Raw genomic sequence first — 25,721 nt, 5'->3', positions numbered from 1 at the left:
GTGATCTTGCCGCCTTCGTTGACGGCGCTTGGCGCGGTCAGGGTGACGGTGGTGGTGTTATCGGTGCCCGGTGTATCCGTCACAACGGTAGTGACTTTATCGGTACCTGGGACCAGGTTTTCAAAGTGCTCGCCGCCAGTTACTTCCTTGATGCCGGTAGTAACAGTCTGGTCGCCTTTGTACACNGCTACAACCGAAACAGTACCGCTCGATTGGTCCACACCGATGGTGATGACTTGTTTGTTATCCAGGGTGATAGTCAACGGGCCAGTGGTGTTCAGCACCGGTACGCCGTTCTTATCCACAAGCGTGGCGGTGTAGACAATTGCGCCGCCTTCGCCCACGGTTTTAGTGGCCGTCAGCACCACATCGACCTTGTCGATAGTGTCGTTGATGGTGGTAGTCGCACCATTGCCAGCCACCACGAGCTTCTCGAAGTTGCCGCCGGCGGTGTCGGTGATCTTGACGGTCTGGGTGCTCTTGTCGATGAACACGTCATCGCCTGGGGCGTCAACTGTCACGGTACCGACAGTTTCGCCGGCCTTGATGGTGATGGTTTGTTTGTTATCGAGGGTCAAGGTGACGTCGGTGTCAGCCTTGTTGCTCAAGGTGGCGGTGTAGGTGATCTTGCCGCCTTCGTTGACGGCGCTTGGCGCGGTCAGGGTGACGGGGGTGGTGTTATCGGTGCTCGGGGTATCCGTCACGACGGTGGGGACTTTATCGGTACCCGGAACCAGGTTTTCAAAGTGCTCGCCGCCGGTGACTTCCTTGATGCCGGTAGTAACAGTCTGGTCGCCTTTGTACACGTCATCCGGGGCCACAACCGAAACAGTGCCGCTCGATTGGTCTACACCGATGGTGATGACTTGTTTGTTATCCAGAGTGATCGTCAGCGGGCCGGTGGTGTTCAGCACCGGTGTGCCGTTTTTATCCACAAGCGTGGCGGTGTAGACGATCTGGCCGCCTTCGCCCACGGTTTTGGTTGCGGTCAGCACCACATCGACTTTGTCGATGGTGTCGTTGATCGTGGTAGTCGCACCATTGCCAGCCACCACGAGCTTCTCGAAGTTACCGCCGGCGGTGTCTGCGGTGTCGGTGATCTGGACAGTCTGGGTGCTCTTGTCGATGAATACGTCATCGCCTGGAGCGTCCACCGTCACGGTACCGACGGTTTCACCGGCCTTGATGGTGATGGTTTGCTTGTTATCGAGTGTCAGGGTGACGTCGGTATCCGCTTTATTAGAAAGTCACGGTACCGACGGTTTCACCGGCCTTGATGGTGATGGTTTGCTTGTTATCGAGTGTCAGGGTGACGTCGGTATCCGCTTTATTAGAAAGCGTAGCGGTGTAGGTGATTTTTCCACCCTCACTCACTTCAGACGGAGCCGTCAAAGTCACAGTCGTGGTGTTATCGGTACCTGGGGTATCAGTAACAGTCGTGGTGACCTTGTCAGTACCCGGAACCAGGTTTTCAAAGTGCTCGCCACCGGTAACTTCTTTAATACCGGTAGTAACGGTTTGATCGCCTTTGTACACATCATCCGGGGCCACAACCGAAACAGTGCCGCTCGATTGGTCCACACCGATGGTGATGACTCCGGTAGTAACGGTTTGATCGCCTTTGTACACATCATCCGGGGCCACAACCGAAACAGTGCCGCTCGATTGGTCCACACCGATGGTGATGACCTGCTTGTTATCCAGAGTGATAGTCAACGGGCCAGTGGTGTTCAGCACCGGTGTGCCGTTTTTATCCACAAGCGTGGCGGTGTAGACGATCTGGCCGCCTTCGCCCACGGTTTTTTTCAGCACCGGTGTGCCGTTTTTATCCACAAGCGTGGCGGTGTAGACGATCTGGCCGCCTTCGCCCACGGTTTTGGTCGCGGTCAGGACCACATCAACCTTGTCGATGGTGTCGTTGATCGTGGTAGTCGCGCCATTGCCAGCCACCACGAGCTTCTCGAAGTTACCGCCGGCGGTGTCGGTGATCTGGACGGTTTGGTGTCGTTGATCGTGGTAGTCGCGCCATTGCCAGCCACCACGAGCTTCTCGAAGTTACCGCCGGCGGTGTCGGTGATCTGGACGGTTTGCGAAGACTTGTCGATGAACACGTCATCGCCAGGGGCATCCACCGTCACGGTACCGACAGTTTCGCCAGCTTTGATGGTGATGGTTTGCTTGTTATCGAGCGTCAGGGTGACGTCGGTATCCGCTTTATTAGAAAGCGTAGCGGTGTAGGTGATCTTGCCGCCTTCACTCACTTCCGACGGAGCCGTCAAAGTCACAGTGGTGGTGTTATCGGTACCCGGTGTATCCGTCACAACGGTAGTGACTTTATCGGTACCCGGAACCAGGTTTTCAAAGTGCTCGCCGCCAGTTACTTCCTTGATGCCGGTAGTAACAGTCTGGTCGCCTTTGTACACGTCATCCGGCGCCACAACCGAAACAGTACCGCTCGACTGGTTCACGCCGATGGTGATGACCTGGTTGTTATCCAGCGTCACAGTCACAGGGCCGGTGGTGTTCAGCACCGGTGCGCCGTTTTTATCCACAAGCGTGGCGGTGTAGACAATCTCGCCGCCTTCACCCACGGTTTTGGTCGCCGTCAGAACCACATCAACCTTGTCGATGGTGTCGTTGATCTGCGTTGTCGCCCCACCCGGTGCGATATCCAGCTTCTCGAAACCACCGCCCACGAAGTCTGGATTGATCGTGACGTTGATCGGACCTGCGTCTTTGAAGACGTCGTCGCCCGGTGCCTTGGAGGTCACCTGGCCGGTTGTCTCGCCCTTGGCGATGGTGATGACGTCACCGTTGCTCAGGGTCAGGGTCAGGTCGCTGCCGGCCTTGTTGCTCAAGGTCGCGGTGTAGGTAATGGTCCCGCCTTCGTTGGCCTCGCCTGGCGCGGTCAGGGTGACGGTGGTGGTGTCGGTGGTGCCGGGGGTGTCGGTTACGGTGGTGTTGACCGGCGTAGTGCCTGGCACCAGGTTCTCGAAATGCGCGCCGCCGGTCACCTGGGTGATGGCGGTGGTGACGGTCTGGTTGCCTTCATACACATCGTTCGGCGCAACCGTGGTGGTGGTGCCGGCGGATTGGCCGACGCCGATAGTAATGGTCTGGCCATTGTCCAGCGTCACGGTCAGCGGATTGGTGGCATTGGTCACGGGGTTGCCAGCCTTGTCCACCAGCGACGCGGTGTAGACGATAGTACCGCCTTCGCCCACGGTGGTCGTCGCGGTCAGGACCACATCGACCTTGTCGAGCGTGTCGTTGACGGTGGTGGTTGCCCCATCGCCCGCCACTTCCAGTTTTTCGAAGTTGCCGCCGGTTGTCTCGGTGATCTTGACGGTTTGCGTGCTCTTATCGACAAACACGTCATCGCCCGGAGCATCGACCGTGACCGAACCAATGGTTTCGCCCGCCTTGATAATGATGGTCGAACCGTTATCCAGCTTCAGCGTAACGTCAGTCTCCGCCTTATTGGAGAGCGTGGCGGTGTAGGTGATCTGGCCGCCTTCGCTGACATCGCCCGGTGCGGTCAGCGTCACGGTGGTGGTGTCGACCGAGTCGGTGATGGTGGTGACGGCTGGCGCCGGGTTGGGCACCAGGTTTTCAAAATTGCCGCCGGTGGTCCCGGTGATGGTCGTGGTGACCGTGCTGCCGTTGACGTAGACGTCATTGGCCGGGGTGTCGACCACCACGGTGCCCACGGATTCGCCGGCCTTGATGGTGATCACCGAACCGTTGGACAGGGTGACCGTCAGCGGGGTTTGCGCCGGGTTGGTCAAGGTCGCGGTGTAGGTGATCTGGCCGCCCTCGGTCACCGTGTTGGTGGCGGTGAGGGTCAGGCCGGTGTCGTCGAGCGAGTCGGTAATCGTGGTGACGGCTGGCGTGGTGTCGGGCACCAGGTTTTCAAAGTTGCCCCCGGTTGCCCCGGTAATCGTGGTGCTGACCGTGCTGCCATTGTTGTAGACGTCGTTGGCCGGGGTTTCGACCACCACGGTGCCCGTGGACTTGCCCGGTTCGATAGTGATCACCGAGCCGTTGCTCAAGGTGATGGTGACCGGGGTCTGCGCCGGGTTGGTCAAGGTGGCGGTGTAGGTGATCGGACCGCCTTCGGTCACCGTTTCGCCTGCTGTCAGGGTTACCGTGGTGGTGTCGATGGTGTCGGTGATCTGGGTCACGGCCGGTGTTGGGTCGGTGGTCACGATCAGGTTGGCGCCGCCAGTGGTGCCGGTGATGGTGACGGTGATCTGGCCCGGGTCGATGTACGGGCTGTCGTTGGGCGCCAAGGGTACATTGACGGAGCCGGTCAACTGGCCGGCGGGGATGGTGATCACTGAACCGTTGGACAGGGTCACATTCAGGTCGCCGCTCGATGCCTGGGTCACGGTGGCGGTATAGGTCAGCACGCCACCGGCTTCGGTGATCGTCGGGGTTGCGCTCAGCGTCAGGGTGGCCGCCTGTTGGACCAGGCCTGCATTGGTGCCCAGCCCTCCGATGTCTTGGGTCAGGGGCGAAGTGGCAAAGCCCAGGCCGCCAGTCGGGAAGCCAATCTGCGGCGCAACGCTGCCCGCAGTCGCATCCAGCAGGACAAAGCTGTGACCGCCCCCCGCAGCGCCCGTACCGGGAGCATTTGCGCCGGCGGCGGTGGCTTCCAGGTCGGTTGTCGGGTCAGCGCCGGCCGCAATGGCTTGTTGCAGCTCGGCAACTGACGGCGCGGCCTGGGCGGTCGCTGCGGCCAGGTCGGTGCTGGAGTCCGGTGTCGCGGCGCTCCACTGGGTATCGCGGCCCAGGTCCAGAATGCGACCATCGGCCAGCTCCAGGCTGATGGCGCCCGACATACCGGTGTCGACTTGGTCGCCCGCGAACAGGCGGTCACCTTCAACGAGTACACGCCGCGCCCCTTCCGGAGAAATAACAAAAACCTGGCCAACAATGCTTTTGACGATGGCAACAACACTGCTCATGAAGATTTCTCCGGCGATCCGTTCGGGTGACTTCCATAGGCCTGGCCACTAGTTAGACGCCAGGTTGGAGGTGCTTTGAAATTTGACGATTGTTTCGTCAATATTTTGGCTTCTTTATTTCGCAATTAACTTTATGCCAAACTATTGACCTTCTTGGCGCCATCCTAAACAATCGCTCCACTAATGTCACATTGATATTTGCGCGGCGAACCGTCCTACATGTGTGAACCAGTTCCGCTTTTGAACTTTCCGACGTACGGTCATTACGGTTGCCATTTTCCGACACAGCGGCCTGATCTGCTGTGACTTGAGACAAGAAGTCCTGGGGAATTCCTAAATGCGTCTGCACCTGCTCAAGGCAATACCGTTCGTCCTCGCTACCAGCTTTGTACAAGCTCAAACCTTGCCGCAAGCAATGCAGCAAGCGTTGGATGTGCATCCGGAAATCCAGGCCGGGGTGAATAGCCGCCTGTCTGCCGACTACCAATTGAAGGCGGCCCAGGGCGGTTACCTGCCGCGGGTGGATGCTTTGGCGGGTTATGGCCGTGAAGGCACTGATAATTCCACGACCCGTGCCAACAATGCTTCCCGTGGCAGCTCCAAGGATTGGGATACTCTGAGCCGTGGTGAGTCTAGCCTGCGTTTGCAGCAAATGATTTTTGACGGTTTTGCCACCTCCAACGAAGTCGGGCGTCAACAAGCCACCGTCAATTCCCGTGCCTACTCGTTGCTCGGCACTTCCGAGCGCACGGCATTGACCGTCGCCCAGGTTTACCTGGATGTGCTGACCCGTCGCGAGTTTGTACGCCTGGCCGAAGACAATCTGCGTAACCACGAGCGTATCTACGACCAGATCAAGCTGCGCGCCCAGCGTGGCGTGGGCAGCGGCGCTGACCTGGACCAGGCCGAAGCCCGTCTGGCCCAGGCCCGCAACAACCTGATTACCGAGCAGACCAACCTGGCCGACGCCCAGACCAATTACTTCAGCGCCGTTGGCCAGATGCCCGACCAACTGGAGCGTCCGGGTGGCCTTGCCATGCTGCCCGCCGACCTGAACGAAGCGCGCCGCCAGATGCTCGACAACAGCCCGATCCTGCGTTCGGCCGAGTCCGATATCGTCGCCGCCGAAAAGCAGTATGAAGCCGCCAAATCTGCCTTCTACCCACGTTTCGATGCCGAACTGGGCACGAATGCCGACAATAATATCAGTGGTCAGCCTTCCCACAGCAACGGTTGGGAAGCCATGGTCCGCATGCGTTTCAACCTGTTCGCCGGTGGCAGCAACAAGGCCGATCTGGAGTCCAAGTCCTATCAGTCCAATCAGGCCTTGGATATCCGCAACAATGCTCTGCGCGTGCTGAACGAAGAGCTGGGCCTGGCCTGGAACGCCTTGAACAACGCCAACGCCCAGGTGCCGATCGCTCAGCAATACGTCGATCACAGCACCAGTGTGCGCACGGCCTATCAGAAGCAATTCACCCTGGGCGAGCGGACCCTGCTCGACTTGCTCGACAGTGAAAACGAGTTGTTCACCGCTTCGCGTCGTCTGGAAGATATAAAAAACGTTCAGTTATTTACTCAGTACCGAATCAAGGCGACCATGGGCGAGTTGCTCAAGAGCCAGGGAGTGGTCGCACCGATGGCCTCCGTCGTACAGAACGACGTGAAGCCGAAAGTTCAACTGCCGGGGATGAATTGAGCTATTCCTTATAGACCTATCCGTTAGTTGAGAGAGCCCGCGTGGAATCAGAAGTTAGTCGAGTCCATCTCAGTCATGATCCACGCACATTGCACGACGACCCGTTACTCGACGGGTTGTTGGCGCTCTGCGCCCTGCACCAGAAGCCCGCCAGTGCGGCGATGCTGACCACCGGTCTGCCATTGCCATCGCAGCAACTGACTGCCGATTTGCTGGCCCGGGCCGCCGCCCGCGCCGGTTTGCAAGGGCGTCTGCTGCAACGCAAGCTCGATTCGATTCCCGCGATTGCCATGCCGGCGCTGCTGTTGCTCAAGGACGGCCGCAGTGCCGTGCTGCTTGGCTGGCAGGGTGAAGACGAGGCCCAGGTGCTGCTCAGCGAAAGCGATGGCGGTGAAACCATCGTCAAGCGTGAAGCCTTGGCCGATGACTACATCGGTAAAGTGTTCTTCGCCCAGCCCCAGCACAAATTCGATGTCAGCCACGGCACCCTGATCCCCCGGGCCCGCTCGTGGTTTCGCGACACCCTCAAGCGTTCGCGCTGGCTCTACGCCGATGCCATCGCCGCCAGTTTCCTGATCAACCTGATTGCCATGGCCGCGCCGTTGTTCGTGATGAACGTCTACGACCGCGTGGTGCCGAACCAGGCCATCGCCACCTTGTGGGTGCTGGCCACCGGTATTTTCATCGCCTATGTCTTCGACCTGGTCCTCAAGAGCCTGCGCAGCCTGTGCCTGGACCTGGCCGGCAAGAAAACCGACCTGATCATCTCGGCCACGTTGTTCGAGCGGATTGTCGGCATGTCGATGAAGTACCGCCCGGCGCGGGTTGGCAGCTTCGCCCAGAACATCCACGAGTTTCAGAGCCTGCGCGACTTCCTCGCGTCCCTGACCCTCACCAGCCTGATCGACTTGCCGTTCACCCTGCTGATCTTCCTGGTGATCGCCATCCTCGGCGGGCACCTGGTGTGGATCCCCATGCTGGCCTTCCCGATTGCCCTGGGCATCGGCTACCTGCTGCAAAAGCCACTGGTCGCCACCATGGAACGCACCATGGCCCTGGCCTCCGAGCGCCAGTCGAGCCTGATCGAAACCCTGGCCGGGCTGGACGCAGTCAAGGTCAACAACGCCGAAAGCGAGCGCCAGTACCAGTGGGAACAGACCATTGGCACCCTCAGCCGCCTTGAGCTGCGGGTGAAAATGCTCTCTGGGCTGTCGATGAACATCACCCTGCTGATCCAGCAACTGGCGGGTGTGATCATGATTGTCTTCGGCGTCTACCAGATCATCGCCGGCAACCTCAGCATGGGCGGCCTGATTGCCTGCTACATGCTCAGTGGCCGCGCCCTCAGCCCCCTGGCGTCGCTGTCGGGCCTGATGACCCGCTACCAGCAGGCCAAAGTCACCATGGTCTCCACCGACCAGATGATGGAGCTGCCCCAGGAGCGCAACTTTGAAGAGCGCCCCTTGAGCCGCCGCACCCTGCAAGGCGCCATCGAGTGCCGGGGCCTGAACTTCACCTACCCCAACCAGCAGAACATGGCGCTCAAGAACATCAACCTGGTGATCAAGCCCGGCGAGAAGATCGGCATCATCGGGCGCAGCGGCTCGGGTAAAAGCTCCCTGGCCAAACTGATCGTGGGCCTCTACCAACCCGACTCCGGCGCCTTGCTGGTAGACGGTGTAGACATTCGCCAGATCGACGTCAGCGAACTGCGCCACAACGTCGGCTACGTGCCCCAGGATATCCAACTGCTGGCCGGCACCCTGCGCGACAACCTGGTCTCCGGCGCCCGCTACGTTGAAGATGAAGTGGTGCTGCAAGCCGCCGAACTGGCGGGTGTCCACGAATTTGCCCGTCTGCACCCGCAAGGCTACGAGCTGCAAGTGGGCGAGCGTGGCCAGAACCTCTCTGGCGGCCAGCGACAAAACGTCGCCCTGGCGCGTGCCCTGCTGCTCAACCCGCCGATCCTGCTGCTGGACGAACCAACCAGCGCCATGGACAACACCGGTGAGGAGCGCCTTAAACAGCGTCTGCAATCCGTTGTGGCCAACAAGACCGTGGTGCTGGTGACGCACCGTGCGTCGTTGCTGTCCCTGGTGGACCGTTTGTTGGTCATCGACCGTGGGCAGATCCTCGCGGATGGCCCGAAAGCCATCGTGATGGAAGCGTTGAAGAAGGGGCAGATCAGTGTTGCGTAAATTCAAGGACGCGGTCCGTCGTTACTTTATTGGTTCCGATTCACTGGATGGCCAGCCACTGCCCGAGGTCAAGAAGGCCCTGATCGAAGATGCCCCGCGCGTGGTGCGGCTGACCATCTGGGGGATCATCGGGTTTTTCCTGTGCATGTTGCTGTGGGCCGGCTTTGCCCAGGTCGACGAAGTGACGCGTGGGGACGGCAAGGCCATTCCATCCTCCAAGCTGCAGAAGATCCAGAACCTGGAAGGCGGCATCGTCGCCGAGTTGTACGTCAAGGAAGGGCAGATCGTCGAAGCCGGCGCGCCGCTGATTCGCCTGGACGACACGCGTTTTGTCTCCAACGCCGGGGAAACCGAGGCCCAGCGCCTGTCCCTGCTGCTGCGCATCGAACGCTTGAACGCCCAGGTCGAAGACCGGCCATTGAACATCCCTGAAGACGTGCGGGCCGCGGCGCCCACCCAGGCCATCAACGAGCAGTCGCTGTACGAAAGCCGGCGCCAGCAGTTCAAGGACGAAATCGGCGGCTTGCAAGAGCAACTGACCCAGCGCCAGCAGGAGATGCGCGAATACACCTCCAAGCAGGGCCAGTACCGTAGCCAGCTGTCGTTGCAGCGCCAGGAAATCAACATGTCCGAGCCCCTGGTCGCCCAGGGTGCGGTGTCGCCAGTGGAAGTGCTGCGCCTCAAGCGTGCAGAAATGGAAACCCGTGGCCAACTGGACGCCACCACCCTGGCCATCCCCCGCGCCGACTCGGCGATCAAGGAAGTGCAGCGCAAGATCGACGAAACCCGCGGTAAATACCGCAGCGAAGCCCTGACCGAACTCAACGAAGCCCGCACCGACTTGAACAAGGCCCAGGCCACCGGCAAAGCCCTCGAAGACCGAGTGAGCCGGACCCTGGTCACCTCGCCGGTGCGTGGGATCGTCAAGCAACTGCTGGTCAACACCATTGGCGGGGTCATCCAGCCGGGCAGCGACATGGTGGAAATCGTACCGTTGGACGACACCCTGCTGGTGGAAGCCAAGATCCGCCCGCAAGACATTGCCTTCCTGCACCCGGGGCAAGAGGCCGTGGTCAAGTTCACCGCCTATGACTACACCATCTACGGCGGCCTCAAGGCCAAGCTGGAGCGTATCGGTGCCGACACCATCACCGATGAAGACAAGAAAACCACCTACTACATGATCACCCTGCGCACCGATCGTAGCCACCTGGGCACTGATGAGAAGCCGCTGATCATCATCCCTGGCATGGTCGCCTCGGTCGATATCATCACCGGCAAGAAAACCATCCTCAGCTACCTGCTCAAGCCCATTATCAAGGCCCGGGCGGAGTCGTTGCAGGAGCGTTGATCTCGATTGCCCGGCCTGGCCTCATCGCAGGCAAGCCAGCTCCCACATTGGATCGGTGTACACGGTCAAAATGTGGGAGCGGGCTTGCCCGCGAAGGGGCCCTCAACCCCACCCCATTCCCCATCCCCTACCGCAAAAAGGCCATATAGTTATTCTCTAACGGTATTTAAATTCAAATTCTTATATCTATAAAGTCACTCTCCTGACTGCCAGGGAGTGATCTCATGTCCACCGCCACAGCCGCCTTGCCCACCGCCCAAACCTTCGACATCCGCCCATTTCCCGGCAGCGTAGGCGCCGAGATCATCGGCCTGGACCTGTCGCGCCCGGTCAACGACCAGGACTTCGCCCGCATCCACCGTGCGCACTTGGACCACCATGTGGTGGTGTTCCGCGACCAGCGCATCACCCCCGAGCAACAGATCGCCTTCAGCCGCCGTTTCGGCGTGTTGCAGATCCATGTGCTCAAACAGTTCCTGCTGGCCAACCACCCGGAAATCCTCATCGTCTCCAACATCATCGAGAACGGCCAATCCATCGGCCTGGGCGATGCGGGCAAGTTCTGGCACTCGGACCTGTCCTACAAGGACCTGCCGAGCCTGGGCTCGATGCTCCATGCCCAGGAACTGCCGGCCGAAGGCGGTGACACCCTGTTTGCCGACATGCACAAAGCCTGGGACCAGTTGCCCGGGCACCTGCGCCGCGCCGTGGCAGGCCGCAGCGCTGCGCATTCCTACACCGCGCGCTACAGCGAAACCAAATTCGAAGGCAACTGGCGCCCAACCCTGACCCCCGAACAACTGGCCCAGGTCGCCGAGGTGGTGCACCCGGTGGTGCGCACCCACCCGGAAAACGGCCGCAAGGCACTGTTCGTCAGTGAAGGTTTCACCACCCGTATCGTCGGCCTGCCCGAAGACGAAAGCCGCGACCTGCTGGCCCAGCTCTTCGCCCACAGCATCCACCCGCACAACATCTACCGCCATAGCTGGCAGCCCCACGACCTGGTGTTCTGGGACAACCGCTCGCTGATCCACCTGGCCGCCGGTTGCCCCAGCCACCTGCGCCGCAAGCTGTTTCGCACCACCATCCAGGGCGACGCCCCCTTCTGATTAGGAGCATGACCATGTCCAGCAAAACCCCCTTTGCACGATTGGCCGCGACCGTGGGCCTTGGCGTCAGCCTGTTGGCCGGCAGTCTGGTTGCTCCGACTGTCGCCCAGGCCGAAGGCGAGATCCGCATTGCCGAGCAGTTCGGCATCGTTTACCTGCTGCTCAACGTGGTGCGCGACCAGAACCTGATCGAGAAATACGGCAAGCAGCAAGGTATCGACATCAAGGTCGACTGGACCCAGTTGTCCGGCGGCGCGGCGGTCAATGACGCGCTGCTCTCCGGCTCCATCGACATTGCCGGCGCCGGTGTCGGCCCGCTGCTGACCATCTGGGACCGCACCCACGGCAAGCAGAACGTCAAGGCCGTGGCCTCCCTGGGCAACTTCCCGTACTACCTGGTCAGCAACAACCCCAAGGTCAAGACCATCGCCGACTTCACCGAAAAAGACCGCATCGCCGTGCCGGCCGTGGGGGTTTCCGTGCAGTCGCGGTTTTTGCAATACGCGGCGGCCAAGCAATGGGGCGACAAGGAATTCAATCGCCTGGATAAATACACCATCGCCATTCCGCACCCGGACGCCACGGCCGCCTTGATTGCCGGCGGCACCGAGCTGACTGGGCACTTCTCCAACCCGCCGTTCCAGGATCAGGCCCTGGCCAACCCGAACGTACATGTGGTGCTCAACACCTATGACCTGCTGGGGCCGAACTCGCCGACCGTGTTGTTCGCCACCGAGAAGTTTCGCAACGACAACCCGAAAACCTACAAGGCCTTCATCGATGCCCTGACCGAGGCCGCGCAGTTTGCGCAGAACGACAAGGGCGCCGCTGCCGACACCTACATCCGGGTGACCAAGGCCAAGATCGACCGTGCCGCGCTGCTGAAAACCATCGACAACCCGCAATTTGAATTCAGCGTCACCCCGAAAAACACCTACCCGCTGGCCGAGTTCCTCTACCGCGTGGGCGCGATCAAGCACAAACCCGAGTCGTGGCAGGATTACTTCTTCCAGGATGCCCAGCCGCTGCAAGGGAGCTGAAATGAACGCGCCCTTGCAAGGCCACACGGCCAGCAGTCTGAGTACCGCCCAAGCCTTGCTCGCGGTGGATCACGTCAGCCTGGAATACCGCACCCCCGAACGGGTGGTGCGGGCCACTCACCAGGTCAGTTTCGAGGTCGACCCGGCCGACCGCTTTGTGCTGCTGGGGCCTTCGGGCTGCGGCAAATCCACGTTGCTCAAGGCGGTGGCCGGCTTTATCAAACCCTGCGAAGGCGAGATCCGCCTGTTGGGGCAAAAGGTCGAGCAACCGGGCCCGGATCGCATCGTGGTGTTCCAGGAGTTCGACCAACTGCCGCCCTGGAAAACCGTGAAGCAGAACGTGATGTTCCCGTTGCTGGCGTCCAGGACCCTCAAGCGCCGCGAAGCTGAGGAGCGGGCGTTGTACTACCTCGACAAGGTCGGCTTGAGCGCCTTTGCCGACGCCTATCCGCACACCCTGTCCGGTGGCATGAAGGCGCGGGTGGCGATTGCCCGGGCGCTGGCCATGCAGCCGAAAATCCTGCTGATGGACGAGCCCTTCGCCGCCCTCGATGCCCTGACCCGGCGCAAGATGCAGGAGGAGTTGCTGCTGCTGTGGGAAGAGGTGCGCTTCACCCTGCTGTTTGTCACCCACTCCATCGAAGAAGCCCTGGTGGTGGGCAATCGCATCCTGTTGCTGTCGCCCCATCCAGGGCGGGTGCGCGCCGAAATCCACAGCCATCAATACGACCTGCACAGCCTCGGTGGTGTGGCGTTCCAGGCGTCGGCGCGGCGTATTCATCGCCTGTTGTTCGATGAGTCGCCCGAGGCAGAAACCGAACTGGATTTCGCCGATATCCGCATCGCTTACTGAAGGACTGTGCCCATGCGCCAGGAATATGAAATCACCCTGCAACCACTGCCCGGCGTGGCCGTGGAGCGCGCCTTACCCCTGCGCCAACGCCTGTGGCAACAAGGCTGGCTGCGCAAGGGCCTGATCCTGATCGTGCTGGCGATCCTCTGGGAAGCGACGGCGCGCTATCAGAACAACGACCTGCTGCTGCCCAGCTTCTTACAGACCTTCCACGCCTTCTACGATGGCATTGCCAGTGGCGAGTTGCTGGGCAAAGTCAGCATCTCGCTGGTGGTGCTGCTCAAGGGCTACCTGATCGGCATTGTCCTGGCCTTTGCCCTGACTACCCTGGCGGTCTCGACCCAGATGGGCCGTGACCTGCTGAGCACCCTGACCTCGATGTTCAACCCGCTGCCGGCGATTGCCCTGCTGCCCCTGGCCTTGCTGTGGTTTGGCCTGGGGCAGAACAGCCTGATTTTTGTGCTGGTGCACTCGGTGCTCTGGGCCTTGGCGCTCAACACGTACTCGGGGTTTATGGGGGTGTCGGAAACCCTGCGCATGGCCGGGCGCAACTACGGCCTCAAGGGCATGCGCTTTGTGCTGTTTATCCTGATCCCGGCGGCGCTGCCGTCGATTCTCGCCGGCCTGAAGATCGGCTGGGCCTTTGCCTGGCGCACGCTGATCGCCGCCGAACTGGTATTCGGCGCCACCAGCGGCAAGGGTGGCCTGGGCTGGTACATCTTCCAGAACCGCAACGAGCTGTACACCGACAAGGTATTCGCCGGGCTGGCAGTGGTGATCCTGATCGGCCTACTCGTGGAAAACCTGGTGTTCGACACCCTGGAGCGCGTCACCGTGAAGCGCTGGGGCATGCAGCGCTAAAAAGCCTGCTACGATTGCGTGCGCTGTACTCCAAACCCATCACGAGTGCTTGGCATGCAATTACCGGATATGAACCTGCTGGTGGCCCTCGACGCCTTGCTCGACGAGGGCAGTGTGGTGGGCGCCGCGCGGCGGATGAACCTCAGCCCGGCGGCGATGAGCCGCACCCTGACGCGCATTCGCGAAGCGGTGGGCGATCCGATCCTGGTGCGCGCCGGTCGCGGCCTGGTGCCGACGCCCAAGGCCCTGGAGTTGCAGGGCCAGGTGCGCAATGTGGTGGAGCAGGCGGCGTTGTTGTTCCGCTCGGCGGACGAGGTTGACCTGAGCACCTTGCGCCGGCGGTTCAGCGTGCGCGCCAATGACTTTTTTGTCGGCGTGTATGGCGGTCGTTTGTTCGATGCCATGGAACGGGTGGCACCCCACTGCGAGCTGCGTTTTGTCCCGGAAGGCGACAGTGACGACGAAGCCTTGCGCGAAGGGCGCCTGGACCTGCGCGTCGGCAATACCATGCCGATCACCCCGGAAGTGAAAGTGCAGAACCTGTTCTCCACCACCTTCGTCGGCCTGGCCCGCGAAGGCCACCCGCTGTTTGACGAAGAAATCACCGCCGCGCGCTTTGCCAGCTATTCCCATATCAGCATCTCGCGGCGCGGTATCGCCCGTGGGCCGATCGACACCGCCCTCAATGCCCAGGGCCTGGAACGCCGGGTGGCGATGATCGCGCCGGGGTTTCACGGTGCGATGTTCATGTTGCCCGACTCCGACCTGATCCTGCCGGTGTCCAAGGAAGCGCTGTACAGCGCCAATCGCCTGAAACTGCCACTGCGCGCATTTACCCTGCCGATTTCCCTGCCGACCCTGGTCCTGACCCAGGCCTGGCACCCGCGCTTCGACAAAGACCCGGCGCACCGATGGCTGCGCGAAACCATGCGCGAAAGCTGCGCGGCCACCTGGCGCGAAGCCCAGCCCACCTGACGACTCCCATCCAACTGTGTGGAGCTAGCCTGGCTTGTGTGGGAGCTGGCTTGCCTGCGATAGCGGTGTATCAGTGACAGATGCCTTAGCTGACACACCGCTATCGCAGGCAAGCCAGCTCCCACATTCAATCATTGCGTCTAGCGCAGTTATAACCTTCCGATAAGTTAGTTTTCGTCATGTCTAAGCCTTATTAAACTGCTCGGGTATTCTATTGCCGAGTTGTACTTTCATGACCTCCCTCGCTGCCCCCGCGCCTTTGGCCGCCGCCAAACCCGCCGCCGTCAGCCCCCCTGTGTTCGGCCCACGGATCATTATCGGCCTGGTCGGCGTGCTGCTGGCGGTGCTGGTCTCGGGCCTGAACGAAATGGTGACCAAGGTTGCCCTCGCCGATATCCGCGGTGCGCTGTACATCGGGTTTGACGAAGGCACCTGGCTGGTCGCCGCCTACACCGCCACCTCCGTCTCGGCCATGGCCTTTGCGCCGTGGTGTTCGGTGACGTTTTCGCTGCGCCGCTTCACCCTGTGGGCCATCGGCCTGTTCACCTTGCTGGGGGTGCTGTGCCCGCTGGCACCGAACTACGAAAGCCTGCTGCTGCTGCGCACCCTGCAAGGCCTGGCCGGTGGCGCTCTACCGCCGATGCTGATGACCGTGGCCCTGCGTTTTCTGCCGGCCCACGTCAAACTCTACGGCTTGGCCGGCTACGCCCTGACCGCCACCTTCGGCCCCAGCCTCGGTACGCCGCTGGCGGCACTCTGGACCGAATACGTCGGCTGGCAGTGGGCGTTCTGGCAGATCGTCGCGCCGTGCCTGCTGGCCATGGCCGCCGTGGCCTACGGCTTGCCCCAGGACCCGCTGCGCCTGGAGCGCCTCAAGCAGTTCAACTGGCGCGGCCTGCTGCTGGGCTTCCCGGCGATCTGCATGCTGGTGATTGGCATCTTGCAGGGCAACCGCCTGGACTGGTTCGAGTCGCCGCTGATCAGCACGCTGCTGGTGGGCGGGGCGCTGTTGCTGGTGCTGTTCATGCTCAATGAATGGTCGCACCCGCTGCCGTTCTTCAAGTTGCAGATGCTCGGCCTGCGCAACCTGTCGTTCGCCTTGCTCGTACTGGCCGGGGTGTTGGTGGTATTGCAGGCGGTGATTATCCTGCCCTCCAGCTACCTGGCGCAGGTGCAGGGCTACCGGCCGCTGCAAACCGCGCCGGTGATGCTGATCATGGCGCTGCCGCAGTTGCTCGCGCTGCCTCTGGTGGCCGCCCTGTGCAACTTGCGCTGGGTGGATTGCCGCTGGGTGCTGGGGATTGGCCTGGGCATGCTGACCCTGTCCTGCCTTGGCGGTGCGCAACTGACCTCGGCGTGGATCCGGGATGAGTTCTACGTGCTGCAACTGCTGCAAATCTTCGGCCAGCCGATGGCGGTGTTGCCGCTGTTGATGCTGTCTACCGGCAGCATCGTGCCCACCGACGGGCCGTTTGCCTCGGCCTGGTTCAACACGGTCAAGGGCCTGGCGGCGGTGGTCGCCACCGGGGTGATCGACGTGCTGACCACCCACCGCCTGCATTTTCACTCGAGCATGCTGGTGGACGCCCTGGGCAACTCGCCCCTGGCCGACAGCACGGCCCCGGGCCTGGCCCATCGTCTGCACCAGCAGGCCGTGGTGCTGACGTCTTCGGATCTCTATTACGTCATGGCCGCTGTCGCGGTGGCGTTGATCCTCCTGATTTTCTGGATGCCGACGCGGATTTTCCCGCCGCGTGCACCCGCTTGATTGCTGACACCGATAAAGGATTTTTATGAAACGCAAAGACCAGATTGCCGTGACTGTTATCAGCGTATTCGCCGTGGGCGTGCTGGTTTACCTGTTGGCCCCGGGCATGTTTGGCAGCAAGCGCCAGACCACCAACGATGCCTTCGTTGCTGCCGACTACACCCTGGTGGCGCCTCGGGTCGCCGGTTTTATCAAAGAGGTGTTGGTGGAGGACAACCAGCAGGTCAAGGCCGGACAGTTGCTGGCGCTGATCGATGACCGCGACTTGCGCGCCGCCGCCCAGGCCGCCGATGCCGAAACCCTGATGGCCCAGGCCCAGCTGAAAAACGCAGTGGCCACCCTTGAGCGGCAAAGCTCGGTGATCGCCCAGGCCCAAGCCACGGTGGCCGCCGACCGCGCCGAAGTGGCCTTTGCCGAACACGAATTGAACCGCTACAACCACCTCGCCGGGGTCGGCGCCGGCACGGTGCAGAACGCCCAGCAAGCCAGGACCCGCATCGACCAGGCCACCGCGCGCCTGGCCAACGCCACGGCGGTGTTAGCCGCCGAACGCAAGCAGGTGGAAATCCTCAGCGCCCAGCGCGATGCCGCCGAAGGTGGCTTGAAACGCGCCCAGGCGGCGCTGGAAATGGCCAGCTATCAACTGTCGTACACGCGCATTGTCGCGCCGGTGGACGGCATGGTCGGCGAGCGGGCGGTGCGGGTCGGTGCCTTTGTCACCCCGGGCAGCAAGATCCTCGCCGTGGTGCCGCTGGCCGACGCGTATGTGGTGGCCAATTTCCAGGAAAACCAACTGTCCCATATGCATGCCGGGCAAGCGGTTGAAGTGCGGGTCGACAGCCTCGACGGTGAAGTGCTCAACGGCCACTTGGAAAGCCTGGCGCCGGCCACGGGGGTGACCTTTGCTTCGGTCAAACCGGACAACGCCACCGGCAACTTCACCAAGGTGGTGCAGCGCATTCCGGTGAAAATCATCCTGGAGCCGGGCCAGGCGCAGGTGCATCGCCTGCGGGTCGGGATGTCGGTGGAGGCCAGCGTCAACACCCAGCCCCGTGCGCAGCAGCGTGAGGTGGCGCAGCAATGAGAAAAGTTGCACTGCTTACCCTTAGCCTGCTCAGCCTGGGTGCCTGCACCGTCGGCCCGGATTTCAAACGGCCCGACGCCCAGCCGGTGGCGCACTGGGCCGAGCCCCAGGGCCGCCAGGCCGCCAGCCGCGCGGTCAGCGACCCATTGCAAGAACAGTGGTGGGACGTGTTCCACGACCCGCAACTGTCGGCGCTGGTGCGCCGGGCACTGAGTGACAACCTCGACTTGAAACTGGCCAGCAGCCGCCTGCAACAAAGCCGCGCGGTGCGCCAGGTGACGACCGCCGAGCGCTCTCCACAGCTCAGTGCCGACGGCAACTACGGGCGCAAACGCAATAGCGCCAACGGTCTGAGCGATCCCTCCGGCAATAACGGCCGTTCGGCCTTCAACCTGTGGGACGCCGGTTTCGCCGCCTCTTGGGAGCTGGACTTCTGGGGCCGGGTACGGCGCGAAACCGAAGCCGCCGACGCCACCCTGCAAGTGGCTGAGAACGACCGCCGCAGTGTGCTGCTGTCGGTGTTGGCCGAGACCGCCCAGGACTACATCCAGCTACGCGGCGTGCAAAGCACCCGTGCGGTCACCGAGCAAAACCTCGACGTCGCACGGCGTAGCCTGAAGCTCTCGCAACTGCGTTTGGCCGATGGCGTGGCCACCCACCTGGATGTCGCCGAAGCCGCCGCGCAAGTGGCCACCATCGAAGCGCGCCTGCCGGATTTGCAGCAGCGCCAGGAGCAACTGATCAACGCCCTGAGCCTGTTGATGGGCCAGGCGCCGCAAGCCTTGCATGCGCAACTGTCGCCGGACGCCGCGCTGCCCCAGACCCAGCGCCAGGTTGCGATTGGCCTGCCGTCGCAACTGGCACAGCGCCGCCCGGATATCCGCCAGGCCGAGGCGCGCCTGCATGCGGCGACCGCGAGCATCGGCGTGGCCAAGGGCGACTTCTACCCACGGATCACTCTGTCGGGCAGCCTCGGCTCCCAGGCCATGCAACTGTCGGATCTGGGCTCCTGGGGCTCACGCACCTTTGCTTTCGGCCCGTCGCTGAGCCTGCCGCTGTTCAACGGCGGCCGCTTGCAGGGCATGCTTGACCTGCGCGAAGCCCAGCAGCAGGAAGCGGCCCTGGCTTACCAGCAGACCGTGCTGCGTGCCTGGCATGAAATCGATGACCAGTTGACCCGCTACAACGCCAGCCAACTGCGCCGTGACAGCCTGACCGAAGCGGTGCGCCAGAACCAGATTGCCCTGGACACTGCCCAGCACCAGTACGTCGAAGGGGTGGTGGATTTCGTCAACGTGCTCACGGTGCAGAGCGCCTTGCTGGCGACCCAGGAGCAATGGGTGGAAAGCTCCACCGGCGTGTCCCTGGCCATGGTCGGCCTGTATAAGGCGCTGGGCGGAGGCTGGGAGTCGGTGTATCCGTTGCAGACCGCCGGGCGGTAACGGATAAAGTTTTTTGCCAGTCGCGATACAAGCTGTAATGATAATTGCTCTCAATAGTGTATCCGGGCAATTCATGGACTCCGCGACTGACGGCCAGCAACAGCTTCATCTCCTGTACCGCGACCATCATGGCTGGCTGCAAGGCTGGCTGCGCAAGCGCCTGGGCGACCGCGAGCACGCCGCCGACGTGGCGCAGGACACCTTCCTGCGCCTGCTGGTGTCGGGGCGTTTTCCCGGGGCCCAGGAAAGCCGCAGCTACCTGACGCAGATCGCCCGCAACCTGGTGATCGACCAATGGCGCCGCCTGCGCATCGAGCGCGCCTACCTGGAGAGCATCGCCCATCTGCCGGAACCGGAGTCGCCGTGCCTGGAAACCCGCGCGCTGATTCTCGAAACCCTGATGCAGATCGACGCCATGCTCGACCGTATGCCCGAGAAGGTGCGGCGAGCGTTCCTGTTGTCGCAGTTCGAGGGCCTGACCTATGCGCAGATCGCCGAGCGCCTGGGGGTGACGATCAGTTCGGTACAGAAGTACATGACCCGCGCGATCATCGCCTGCTACCAGGTGGCCTACGAAGAATGAGAACCCGCCATGACGCGCCGATTGCCCAGGCCGTGGTCGAACAGGCCAGCGAGTGGCTGATGCTGCAATGGGGTGGCGAATTCGACGGGGCCCAGCGCCAGGCTTTCGCCCATTGGCAGGCGGCCGACCCGGAGCATCGTCGCGCCTGGCAGCGTTTGCAGCAGTTGCAGCAGACCTTGGGCGGCGTACCCGCCGACAGCGCCCGCGCAGTGTTGCGCGACGCGCCGGACCCCCAGCGTCGGGCGGCGTTGAAACTGCTTGGGCTGTTGCTGGTGGCCGGTGGCAGCGGCTACCTGGTGCAGGGCAGCCAGCCGTGGCAGGCGGCGTTTGCCGAGCAGCGCACCGCCACCGGCGAAATTCGCCACCTGACCTTGAGCGACGGCACCCAGCTGGACCTCAACAGCGACAGTGCCATCGACCTGCGCTTCAGTACCACACAGCGGCGTATCCGCCTGATCCGCGGTGAGATCCTGCTGACCAGCGGCCACGATCCGTCGCGCCCGCTGATCGTCGAAACCGCTGCGGGTGATATCCAGGCCCTGGGCACCCGCTTTGCCGTACGCGAACTGCACGACGGCAGCCGCGTCGATCTGTATGAAGGGCGCGTGCAGGTGCGCCCGGCGCAGGGGGTGCCGGTGCTGATGAAAGCGGGCGAGAGCCTGTGGTTCAGCGCAACGCAGGCCTCGGCAGTGACCGCGCTGGATGCCAACGCCAGCAGTTGGACCCAGCACCGCCTGATTGCCGAGCGCCAGCCGCTGGGGCGGTTTGTGGCTGAACTGAGCCGCTATCGGCCAGGGTTGTTGCGCTGTGACGAGACCGTGTCCGGGCTGTTGCTGACCGGCGTGTTTCCGCTCAATGACACCGACGCGATCCTCGCCGCCCTTGAGCGTTCATTGCCGGTGCGGGTGCAGGCGGTGACCCGTTACTGGGTCACCATCAAACCCAGGGTTTGACTCGATCAACTGTAGGAGCTGGCTTGCCTGCGATAGCGGTGTATCAGTGACAGATGGGCCAACTGACCCACCGCTATCGCAGGCAAGCCAGCTCCCACATTGATGGTGTTTTAGTTTGGAAAATCTGTGGCCACCGTTTTTTTTGATTTTCTTTTGTCGGTTTTCCAATCCCGTCCGGGATACCTCTTGAAAGCCAATCAAGAAGCGTTCTCACGGGGAGTCCTGCAATGCCGCACCACCCAATCCAACCCCTGGCCCGCGCCCTGCGCCGTGGCCTGTTTGCCTGTGTGCTGGCGACTGTGCCGCTCGTCCCGAGCCTGGTGCAGGCCCAGGAGAGCGCCGGCGCAGCCTTGCGCCAATACAACATCCCTGCCGGCAGCCTGGACCAGGCGTTGAACCGCTTCGCCAGCGCCTCGGGGATTTTGCTCTCGGTGGATGCGTCACTGACTGCCGGCAAACGCAGCCCTGGCTTGCAGGGCCGCTATGCCACCGGCCCGGGCTTGGAGCATTTGTTGGCCGGCAGCGGCCTGGTGGCGATGCAGGCCGGGAACGGCTGGTCGGTGCAGGCCCTTGCAGGGGACGGTTCGGTGCAGTTGGGTGCAACTCAGATCAGCGCCCAGCAGACTCCGGAAAACGCCTGGGGCCCGGTCGATGGCATCGTCGCCACCCGCAGCGCCACGGGCAGCAAGACCGATGCGGCACTGGTGGAAATCCCTCAGACCATCAACGTGATCACCGCCGCCGAAATCAAGGCGCGTGGCGCGCAAAGCGTGACCCAGGCGCTGCTCTACACCCCTGGCATGAGTGCCGGGGGCTTCTCCGACCGGGTAAAGCTGTTCGACGAGCCGACCTCCCGTGGCTTCTCGCCCACCCCCTTGTACCTCGACGGCTTGCACCTGCCTTATGGCGGCGGCAGTACCGGCGGTGCGTTGCAGATCGAGCCCTATTCCCTGGAGCGCATCGAAGTGCTCAAGGGCCCGGCATCGGTGCTGTACGGCCACAACCAGCCGGGCGGCATCGTCAATATGGTCAGCAAGCGCCCCAGCGAGACCCCGGTGCGCCAGGTGGTGCTCGAAGCCGGCACCTACGAGCACAAAAGCGCGGCCATCGACCTCAGCGGCCCGCTGGATGATCAAGGGCAATTCTTCTATCGCCTCACCGGGCGCCTCAAGGACGAGCAGGGCGAGATCGACTACTTCGAGAACCGCCGCCAATTCATTGCGCCCAGCCTGACCTGGCGGCCCAACGACGACACCAGCCTGACCCTGTTTGCCCAGTACCAGAAAGACAAGGGCGTGCCCGAGGCCCAGGGCCTGCCGGCGTCCGGCACGGTCTGGCGCAACCCCAACGGCAAGATCGACCGTGATGTGTTTATCGGCGAGCCAGGCGTCAACCAGTACAACCGCGAACAATTTGCCTTCGGCTACGAGTTGTCCCATCGCCTGAACGACACCTGGACCCTCAAGCAAAACGCGCGCTATGCCGAAGTGGACGATCGCTATGTGGCGCCGTTGCACGGCTACCGTTTTGTCGCCAACCCGACCACTGGCGCCATGGATCAACGTTACCTGCAACGTTTCGGCGTGGACTGGAGGCAGAACAACAAAGTGATTGGCGTGGATAACATCGCCCAGGCCGAATTCACCACCGGCGAGTTCTCCCACACCCTGATCGTGGGCCTGGATTACTACCACTCCAACTCCAGGTTCCTCGGCCTCTATGACCGCAACCCGCCGATCATCGATCTGTTCAACCCGGTGTATGGCCAGCCACTGAACTTCGGCCAGCCCTACCGCTGGGACAACACCATCACCCAAACCGGCCTGTACGTGCAGGACCAGATCAAGTGGGACCAATGGGCGCTGGTGCTCGGCGGGCGCTATGACTGGGCCAATGTGGTCAACAAGGCGCCGCTGAGCGACGACCGCACCAGCAGCAAGGACCAGGCCTTCACCGGCCGTGCGGGCCTGGTGTACCTGTTCGATAACGGCCTGGCGCCGTTTATCAGCTACTCGGAATCCTTCCTGCCGCTGTCCGGCACCGATGCCAACCAAAAGCCCTTCGACCCGTCCACCGGCAACCAGTACGAAGTCGGCGTGAAGTACCAGCCGCCGGGCCAGGAAAGTTTTGTGCAGGTCTCGGTCTATCAACTGGACCAGGAAAATATCCTGACGGCCATTCCGCTCACCAACTTCAGCAGTCAGAGCGGCGCCATGCGTTCGCGCGGCGTCGAGTTTGAAGCCAAGGCAGTGTTGAACGATGCCTGGGATGTGGTCGCTTCGGCGGCGCGCAACGACATCAAGTACACCAAGGACAACGAAGGTCGCGAAGGCCGCCACCCGGCCGGTATCTCACCCCTGACGGCAGCGCTGTGGGTCAACTACAGCGTGATCGGCGACACCCCGTTGGCCGGCCTCGGCGCCGGCCTGGGTGCCCGCTACTCGCGCAGCAGTATGGGTGACTACGTTGCCGGCGCGTTCACGGTGCCGTCCTACACCGTCTACGATGCCAGCCTGAGCTACGACCTGGGCGCCTCGCCCCTCAAGCTCAAAGGCGTGAAGCTGGCGATGAACGTGCAGAACCTTGCCAATAAAACCTACGTGTCGCAGTGCACCAGCGACCTGGATTGCTACTACGGCGAAGGGCGTACGGTGGTGTCGAGCCTGACTTACGACTGGTAAGGCACTGTCATGGTAGGGGCCGGCAAGCTGGCGATAGCGACGTGTCGCCCCTAAGGCATTAGCAACATAAAGGTGCAATCGTCCTCACCTGGGCAGCCTTCAAGACTGGACTCTTCTATCGCCTTGAACTGGTCTTCGATGGAGAGTTCGGCCCAAAAACCGTCGGTGGCCAAAATCCATCTTGTGTCAGGTACAACGTCCAGGGATTGAACCTGTGGTTCATGTGGTCTGCGATGGCTCATGCAATTGAGCAGCGTTTTGCGGGCCGGGTTGTTGGCGATGGCGGTGTGGCTCAAGTTGCCCTTCCAATTGGGGCCGCAGTGGGGAGCGGTCAGCCATTTCAGGTTTTTTTCTTTATCGAGCAATCCCAGGCAGCAGTCCCCTGCATGTATTGAAAGAGCAGTATCGCCAAGCACCAGTAACGCGAGGTAACTGGCTGATGCAAAGGGGTAGTCAGGGCAGAATGTTGAACGTATTGCGCTGAGCGAGGACAGCGTCAACTCAAGAGCTGTGTCGAGGCAAGAAATGCTTGCTGGCCTTGCGTTGGAAAAAGACTTCAGCAGGCCGCCAGTCAGAGCGGTTGCCAGCTTTTCACTGCCGGGCCTGGAGGTGCCGTCTGCTATCACGTAGAGGTATATGCCGCTGTTGTCCGCAGAGCCTGTGACATCGCGGTTTTCTGTTCTTCCGGTTCCTTGTCGGGTGACGCTCGAATGTAGGATCAAGCGTGTATCCCATGGGCAATCAGCGTATTGATGCGCTCGTGAATCAGCGACTCGCGCTCGGCGTTTTGGGCAGTGCTCTGGATGACATCATGGAAGGCTGTGAGGCTCTGCAATGCGCCAAGTTGTTCGCTGACGAAATGTCGTAATGCAGCAGGCGCCTGTTTTGTTTCCTCAAGCAGTTCTTCCCGGCCATCCAGTAGGGCAACGATGTCTTCAATATCGTTGGACATCAGCACATCGCCATGACCCCGGCCCTGATAAGCCTGCAGCTTCGCCGCAAGAAACCAGGGTGCCGCAAACACCTTGATCCAAGTGCCATTTGGCAGTTGGTGATTGATGGCATTCGCCAGGCCTCCCACGAACCAGGCATTGGAAAAGCCCAGTACCTTTTCGTCAGTCGGCATGAAGTCGACCTTCAGGGCGCCTAACCGCAGGCGACAGGTGACAGTGTCCTGGCCGGTGTTCTTGAAGCCTTTGGATTTGAGTTGTTCTTCCAGTCGATACCACTGGGCAGTACTGCTCAGATGAATGACCAGATCCACATCGTCGGTGCCGCGAATCGATTCTTGGGTGTATTGATCGGTGATCAGCAGGACGGTTGTGCATCCCCCGACAAAGGCCACCTGGTCCCTCAGTTCTTCGCCCAGGGCTTGGGCGACCTCTTCGAGCATCAGCAGCATCATTGCTTTGGTTGAGTTCAAAGGATCCACTCCCGCAGCATGGCGTCTGCGACCTTGGTTTCTCGCGGGCCTCCAATACGAATGGCGTCTACGAGAGCCAGAAAATGATAAAGCAGTTCGTCTTTTTTCACGGCTCCAGGAACGGTTTTGTACAAGGGGGCGATTGCCTGACCCTTGTTCTTTCCATAAGCGTCTGGCCACACAGGAATGAGGTCGCCGCCAGTCAGGACTTTGCCGGCCATAATCGGCGCGGCAAATGCTGTGGGGATACCTCGCACGATCGCGCCTGGTTTGGCAGGGAACACATAGCGCACCCCATATTTCACGAAATCCAGAAGCGCTTGGGCCCTGACAATCGGTAGACCGCTCAGGCGGTCGGTATGAATAAGGCCGATGTCACGGCAGCGATTCAGCGAATTGGATACCTCACTTTTACTTAATGCCAGTGAAGCCGCGAGTGCTCGGACGGAGTAACTCTCCATATTCGGTGGGGTCGCGTCCTCCTCAATATCTTCCCATCCCTCCCAGCGCTGGCCCTGTGAGAGGTCGACTTTCTCGATATTTCCCGTCATGCGCAGGTCAAGGAAGCGATCCAGATAATCCTGGGAATCAATCGGCACCCGATCCATGGCCTCGTCATGGTCAAGGGAGACAGTGAAATTGCGTTTTTTGACCCGCTCCCCTCTGGTTTGGAGGTTCAGGCTGATCAACTTGAAGAGGATTACGATATCTTGACTTTTCATTTGCAACCG

The 25,721-nt window shown here is 61.6% G+C and carries 17 protein-coding genes and 1 pseudogene; 14 read left to right on the top strand and 4 right to left on the bottom strand.

Going from position 1 to position 25,721, the window contains the following annotated elements; genetic code table 11:
- Window positions 1-4,970 (bottom strand): annotated as a pseudogene (locus AO268_RS33845) (retention module-containing protein); the annotation flags it as partial.
- 337 nt (window positions 4,971-5,307) lie between these two features.
- Between AO268_RS33845 and AO268_RS22145 the strand changes: the two are divergent.
- The 14 genes from AO268_RS22145 (at window position 5,308) to AO268_RS22080 (ending at window position 23,567) form a co-directional block, all read left to right on the top strand.
- Window positions 5,308-6,669 carry a TolC family outer membrane protein gene (locus AO268_RS22145; RefSeq protein ID WP_076961971.1) on the top strand — a complete coding sequence of 454 codons (1,362 nt, stop codon included), beginning with the start codon at window positions 5,308-5,310 and terminating at the stop codon, window positions 6,667-6,669.
- Window positions 6,670-6,710: 41 nt separating this feature from the next.
- On the top strand, window positions 6,711-8,867 hold the full coding sequence (locus AO268_RS22140) for a type I secretion system permease/ATPase (protein WP_076961972.1): 2,157 nt from the start codon (window positions 6,711-6,713) through the stop codon (window positions 8,865-8,867).
- On the top strand, window positions 8,857-10,218 hold the full coding sequence (locus tag AO268_RS22135) for an HlyD family type I secretion periplasmic adaptor subunit (protein ID WP_076961973.1): 1,362 nt from the start codon (window positions 8,857-8,859) through the stop codon (window positions 10,216-10,218). Before AO268_RS22140 ends, AO268_RS22135 begins: the two co-directional genes overlap by 11 nt.
- A 224-nt stretch (window positions 10,219-10,442) precedes the next feature.
- Complete coding sequence (locus AO268_RS22130; protein ID WP_099169861.1) at window positions 10,443-11,327, top strand: TauD/TfdA dioxygenase family protein; 885 nt, start codon at window positions 10,443-10,445, stop codon at window positions 11,325-11,327.
- 14 nt (window positions 11,328-11,341) lie between these two features.
- Entirely contained in the window at window positions 11,342-12,367 is a 1,026-nt protein-coding gene (locus AO268_RS22125; RefSeq protein WP_099169860.1) for an ABC transporter substrate-binding protein, read from the top strand.
- A 1-nt stretch (window position 12,368) separates the two neighbouring features.
- A complete protein-coding gene (locus AO268_RS22120) occupies window positions 12,369-13,220 on the top strand; it encodes an ABC transporter ATP-binding protein (protein ID WP_099169859.1) in 852 nt (283 codons plus the stop codon).
- 12 nt (window positions 13,221-13,232) lie between these two features.
- On the top strand, window positions 13,233-14,081 hold the full coding sequence (locus AO268_RS22115; RefSeq protein ID WP_099169858.1) for an ABC transporter permease: 849 nt from the start codon (window positions 13,233-13,235) through the stop codon (window positions 14,079-14,081).
- Between the two features lie 54 nt (window positions 14,082-14,135).
- Window positions 14,136-15,056: a LysR family transcriptional regulator gene (locus tag AO268_RS22110; RefSeq protein ID WP_099169857.1), complete on the top strand. Its 921-nt coding sequence runs from the start codon at window positions 14,136-14,138 to the stop codon at window positions 15,054-15,056.
- Between the two features lie 232 nt (window positions 15,057-15,288).
- Window positions 15,289-16,824, top strand: a complete 1,536-nt coding sequence (locus AO268_RS22105) for an MFS transporter (protein WP_099169856.1) — start codon at window positions 15,289-15,291, stop codon at window positions 16,822-16,824.
- A gap of 25 nt (window positions 16,825-16,849) precedes the next feature.
- Window positions 16,850-17,908 (top strand): HlyD family secretion protein, encoded by a 1,059-nt coding sequence (locus AO268_RS22100; protein ID WP_099169855.1) that lies wholly within the window; start codon window positions 16,850-16,852, stop codon window positions 17,906-17,908.
- Window positions 17,905-19,350, top strand: a complete 1,446-nt coding sequence (locus AO268_RS22095; protein ID WP_099169854.1) for an efflux transporter outer membrane subunit — start codon at window positions 17,905-17,907, stop codon at window positions 19,348-19,350. The genes AO268_RS22100 and AO268_RS22095 overlap by 4 nt, the downstream gene beginning before the upstream one ends.
- Before the next feature lie 73 nt (window positions 19,351-19,423).
- Window positions 19,424-19,933 (top strand): sigma-70 family RNA polymerase sigma factor, encoded by a 510-nt coding sequence (locus AO268_RS22090; RefSeq protein ID WP_099169853.1) that lies wholly within the window; start codon window positions 19,424-19,426, stop codon window positions 19,931-19,933.
- Window positions 19,930-20,886 carry a FecR domain-containing protein gene (locus AO268_RS22085; RefSeq protein ID WP_076961979.1) on the top strand — a complete coding sequence of 319 codons (957 nt, stop codon included), beginning with the start codon at window positions 19,930-19,932 and terminating at the stop codon, window positions 20,884-20,886. The genes AO268_RS22090 and AO268_RS22085 overlap by 4 nt, the downstream gene beginning before the upstream one ends.
- Before the next feature lie 227 nt (window positions 20,887-21,113).
- Window positions 21,114-23,567: a TonB-dependent siderophore receptor gene (locus tag AO268_RS22080; protein WP_099169852.1), complete on the top strand. Its 2,454-nt coding sequence runs from the start codon at window positions 21,114-21,116 to the stop codon at window positions 23,565-23,567.
- A gap of 50 nt (window positions 23,568-23,617) precedes the next feature.
- Here AO268_RS22080 and AO268_RS22075 read toward each other — a convergent pair whose 3' ends face one another.
- The 3 genes from AO268_RS22075 to AO268_RS22065 are packed head-to-tail and all read right to left on the bottom strand — an operon-like array spanning window position 23,618 to window position 25,712.
- Complete coding sequence (locus AO268_RS22075; protein WP_076961981.1) at window positions 23,618-24,289, bottom strand: protein phosphatase 2C domain-containing protein; 672 nt, start codon at window positions 24,287-24,289, stop codon at window positions 23,618-23,620.
- On the bottom strand, window positions 24,286-24,972 hold the full coding sequence (locus AO268_RS22070) for a hypothetical protein (RefSeq protein WP_076961982.1): 687 nt from the start codon (window positions 24,970-24,972) through the stop codon (window positions 24,286-24,288). Before AO268_RS22070 ends, AO268_RS22075 begins: the two co-directional genes overlap by 4 nt.
- A 14-nt stretch (window positions 24,973-24,986) precedes the next feature.
- Window positions 24,987-25,712 carry a hypothetical protein gene (locus AO268_RS22065; protein WP_076961983.1) on the bottom strand — a complete coding sequence of 242 codons (726 nt, stop codon included), beginning with the start codon at window positions 25,710-25,712 and terminating at the stop codon, window positions 24,987-24,989.
- Between the last annotated feature and the right edge of the window lie 9 nt (window positions 25,713-25,721).

Origin of the sequence: Pseudomonas sp. ICMP 8385 (assembly GCF_002699915.1) — a bacterium.
GTDB lineage: Bacteria > Pseudomonadota > Gammaproteobacteria > Pseudomonadales > Pseudomonadaceae > Aquipseudomonas > Aquipseudomonas gessardii.
The sequence above is the reverse complement of the archived record's forward strand: the minus strand, read 5'-3'. Positions and strand labels throughout refer to the sequence as shown.

What these genes read in the sequence shown, in the direction of transcription:
- AO268_RS22115 (WP_099169858.1), top strand. Translation starts at nt 13,233, where the DNA reads ATGCGCCAGGAATATGAAATCACCCTGCAACCACTGCCCGGCGTGGCC.
- AO268_RS22130 (WP_099169861.1), top strand. Translation starts at nt 10,443, where the DNA reads ATGTCCACCGCCACAGCCGCCTTGCCCACCGCCCAAACCTTCGACATC.
- AO268_RS22095 (WP_099169854.1), top strand. Translation starts at nt 17,905, where the DNA reads ATGAGAAAAGTTGCACTGCTTACCCTTAGCCTGCTCAGCCTGGGTGCC.
- AO268_RS22145 (WP_076961971.1), top strand. Translation starts at nt 5,308, where the DNA reads ATGCGTCTGCACCTGCTCAAGGCAATACCGTTCGTCCTCGCTACCAGC.
- AO268_RS22080 (WP_099169852.1), top strand. Translation starts at nt 21,114, where the DNA reads ATGCCGCACCACCCAATCCAACCCCTGGCCCGCGCCCTGCGCCGTGGC.
- AO268_RS22100 (WP_099169855.1), top strand. Translation starts at nt 16,850, where the DNA reads ATGAAACGCAAAGACCAGATTGCCGTGACTGTTATCAGCGTATTCGCC.
- AO268_RS22070 (WP_076961982.1), bottom strand. Translation starts at nt 24,972, where the DNA reads ATGATGCTGCTGATGCTCGAAGAGGTCGCCCAAGCCCTGGGCGAAGAA.
- AO268_RS22110 (WP_099169857.1), top strand. Translation starts at nt 14,136, where the DNA reads ATGCAATTACCGGATATGAACCTGCTGGTGGCCCTCGACGCCTTGCTC.
- AO268_RS22105 (WP_099169856.1), top strand. Translation starts at nt 15,289, where the DNA reads ATGACCTCCCTCGCTGCCCCCGCGCCTTTGGCCGCCGCCAAACCCGCC.
- AO268_RS22085 (WP_076961979.1), top strand. Translation starts at nt 19,930, where the DNA reads ATGAGAACCCGCCATGACGCGCCGATTGCCCAGGCCGTGGTCGAACAG.
- AO268_RS22065 (WP_076961983.1), bottom strand. Translation starts at nt 25,712, where the DNA reads ATGAAAAGTCAAGATATCGTAATCCTCTTCAAGTTGATCAGCCTGAAC.
- AO268_RS22120 (WP_099169859.1), top strand. Translation starts at nt 12,369, where the DNA reads ATGAACGCGCCCTTGCAAGGCCACACGGCCAGCAGTCTGAGTACCGCC.
- AO268_RS22090 (WP_099169853.1), top strand. Translation starts at nt 19,424, where the DNA reads ATGGACTCCGCGACTGACGGCCAGCAACAGCTTCATCTCCTGTACCGC.
- AO268_RS22125 (WP_099169860.1), top strand. Translation starts at nt 11,342, where the DNA reads ATGTCCAGCAAAACCCCCTTTGCACGATTGGCCGCGACCGTGGGCCTT.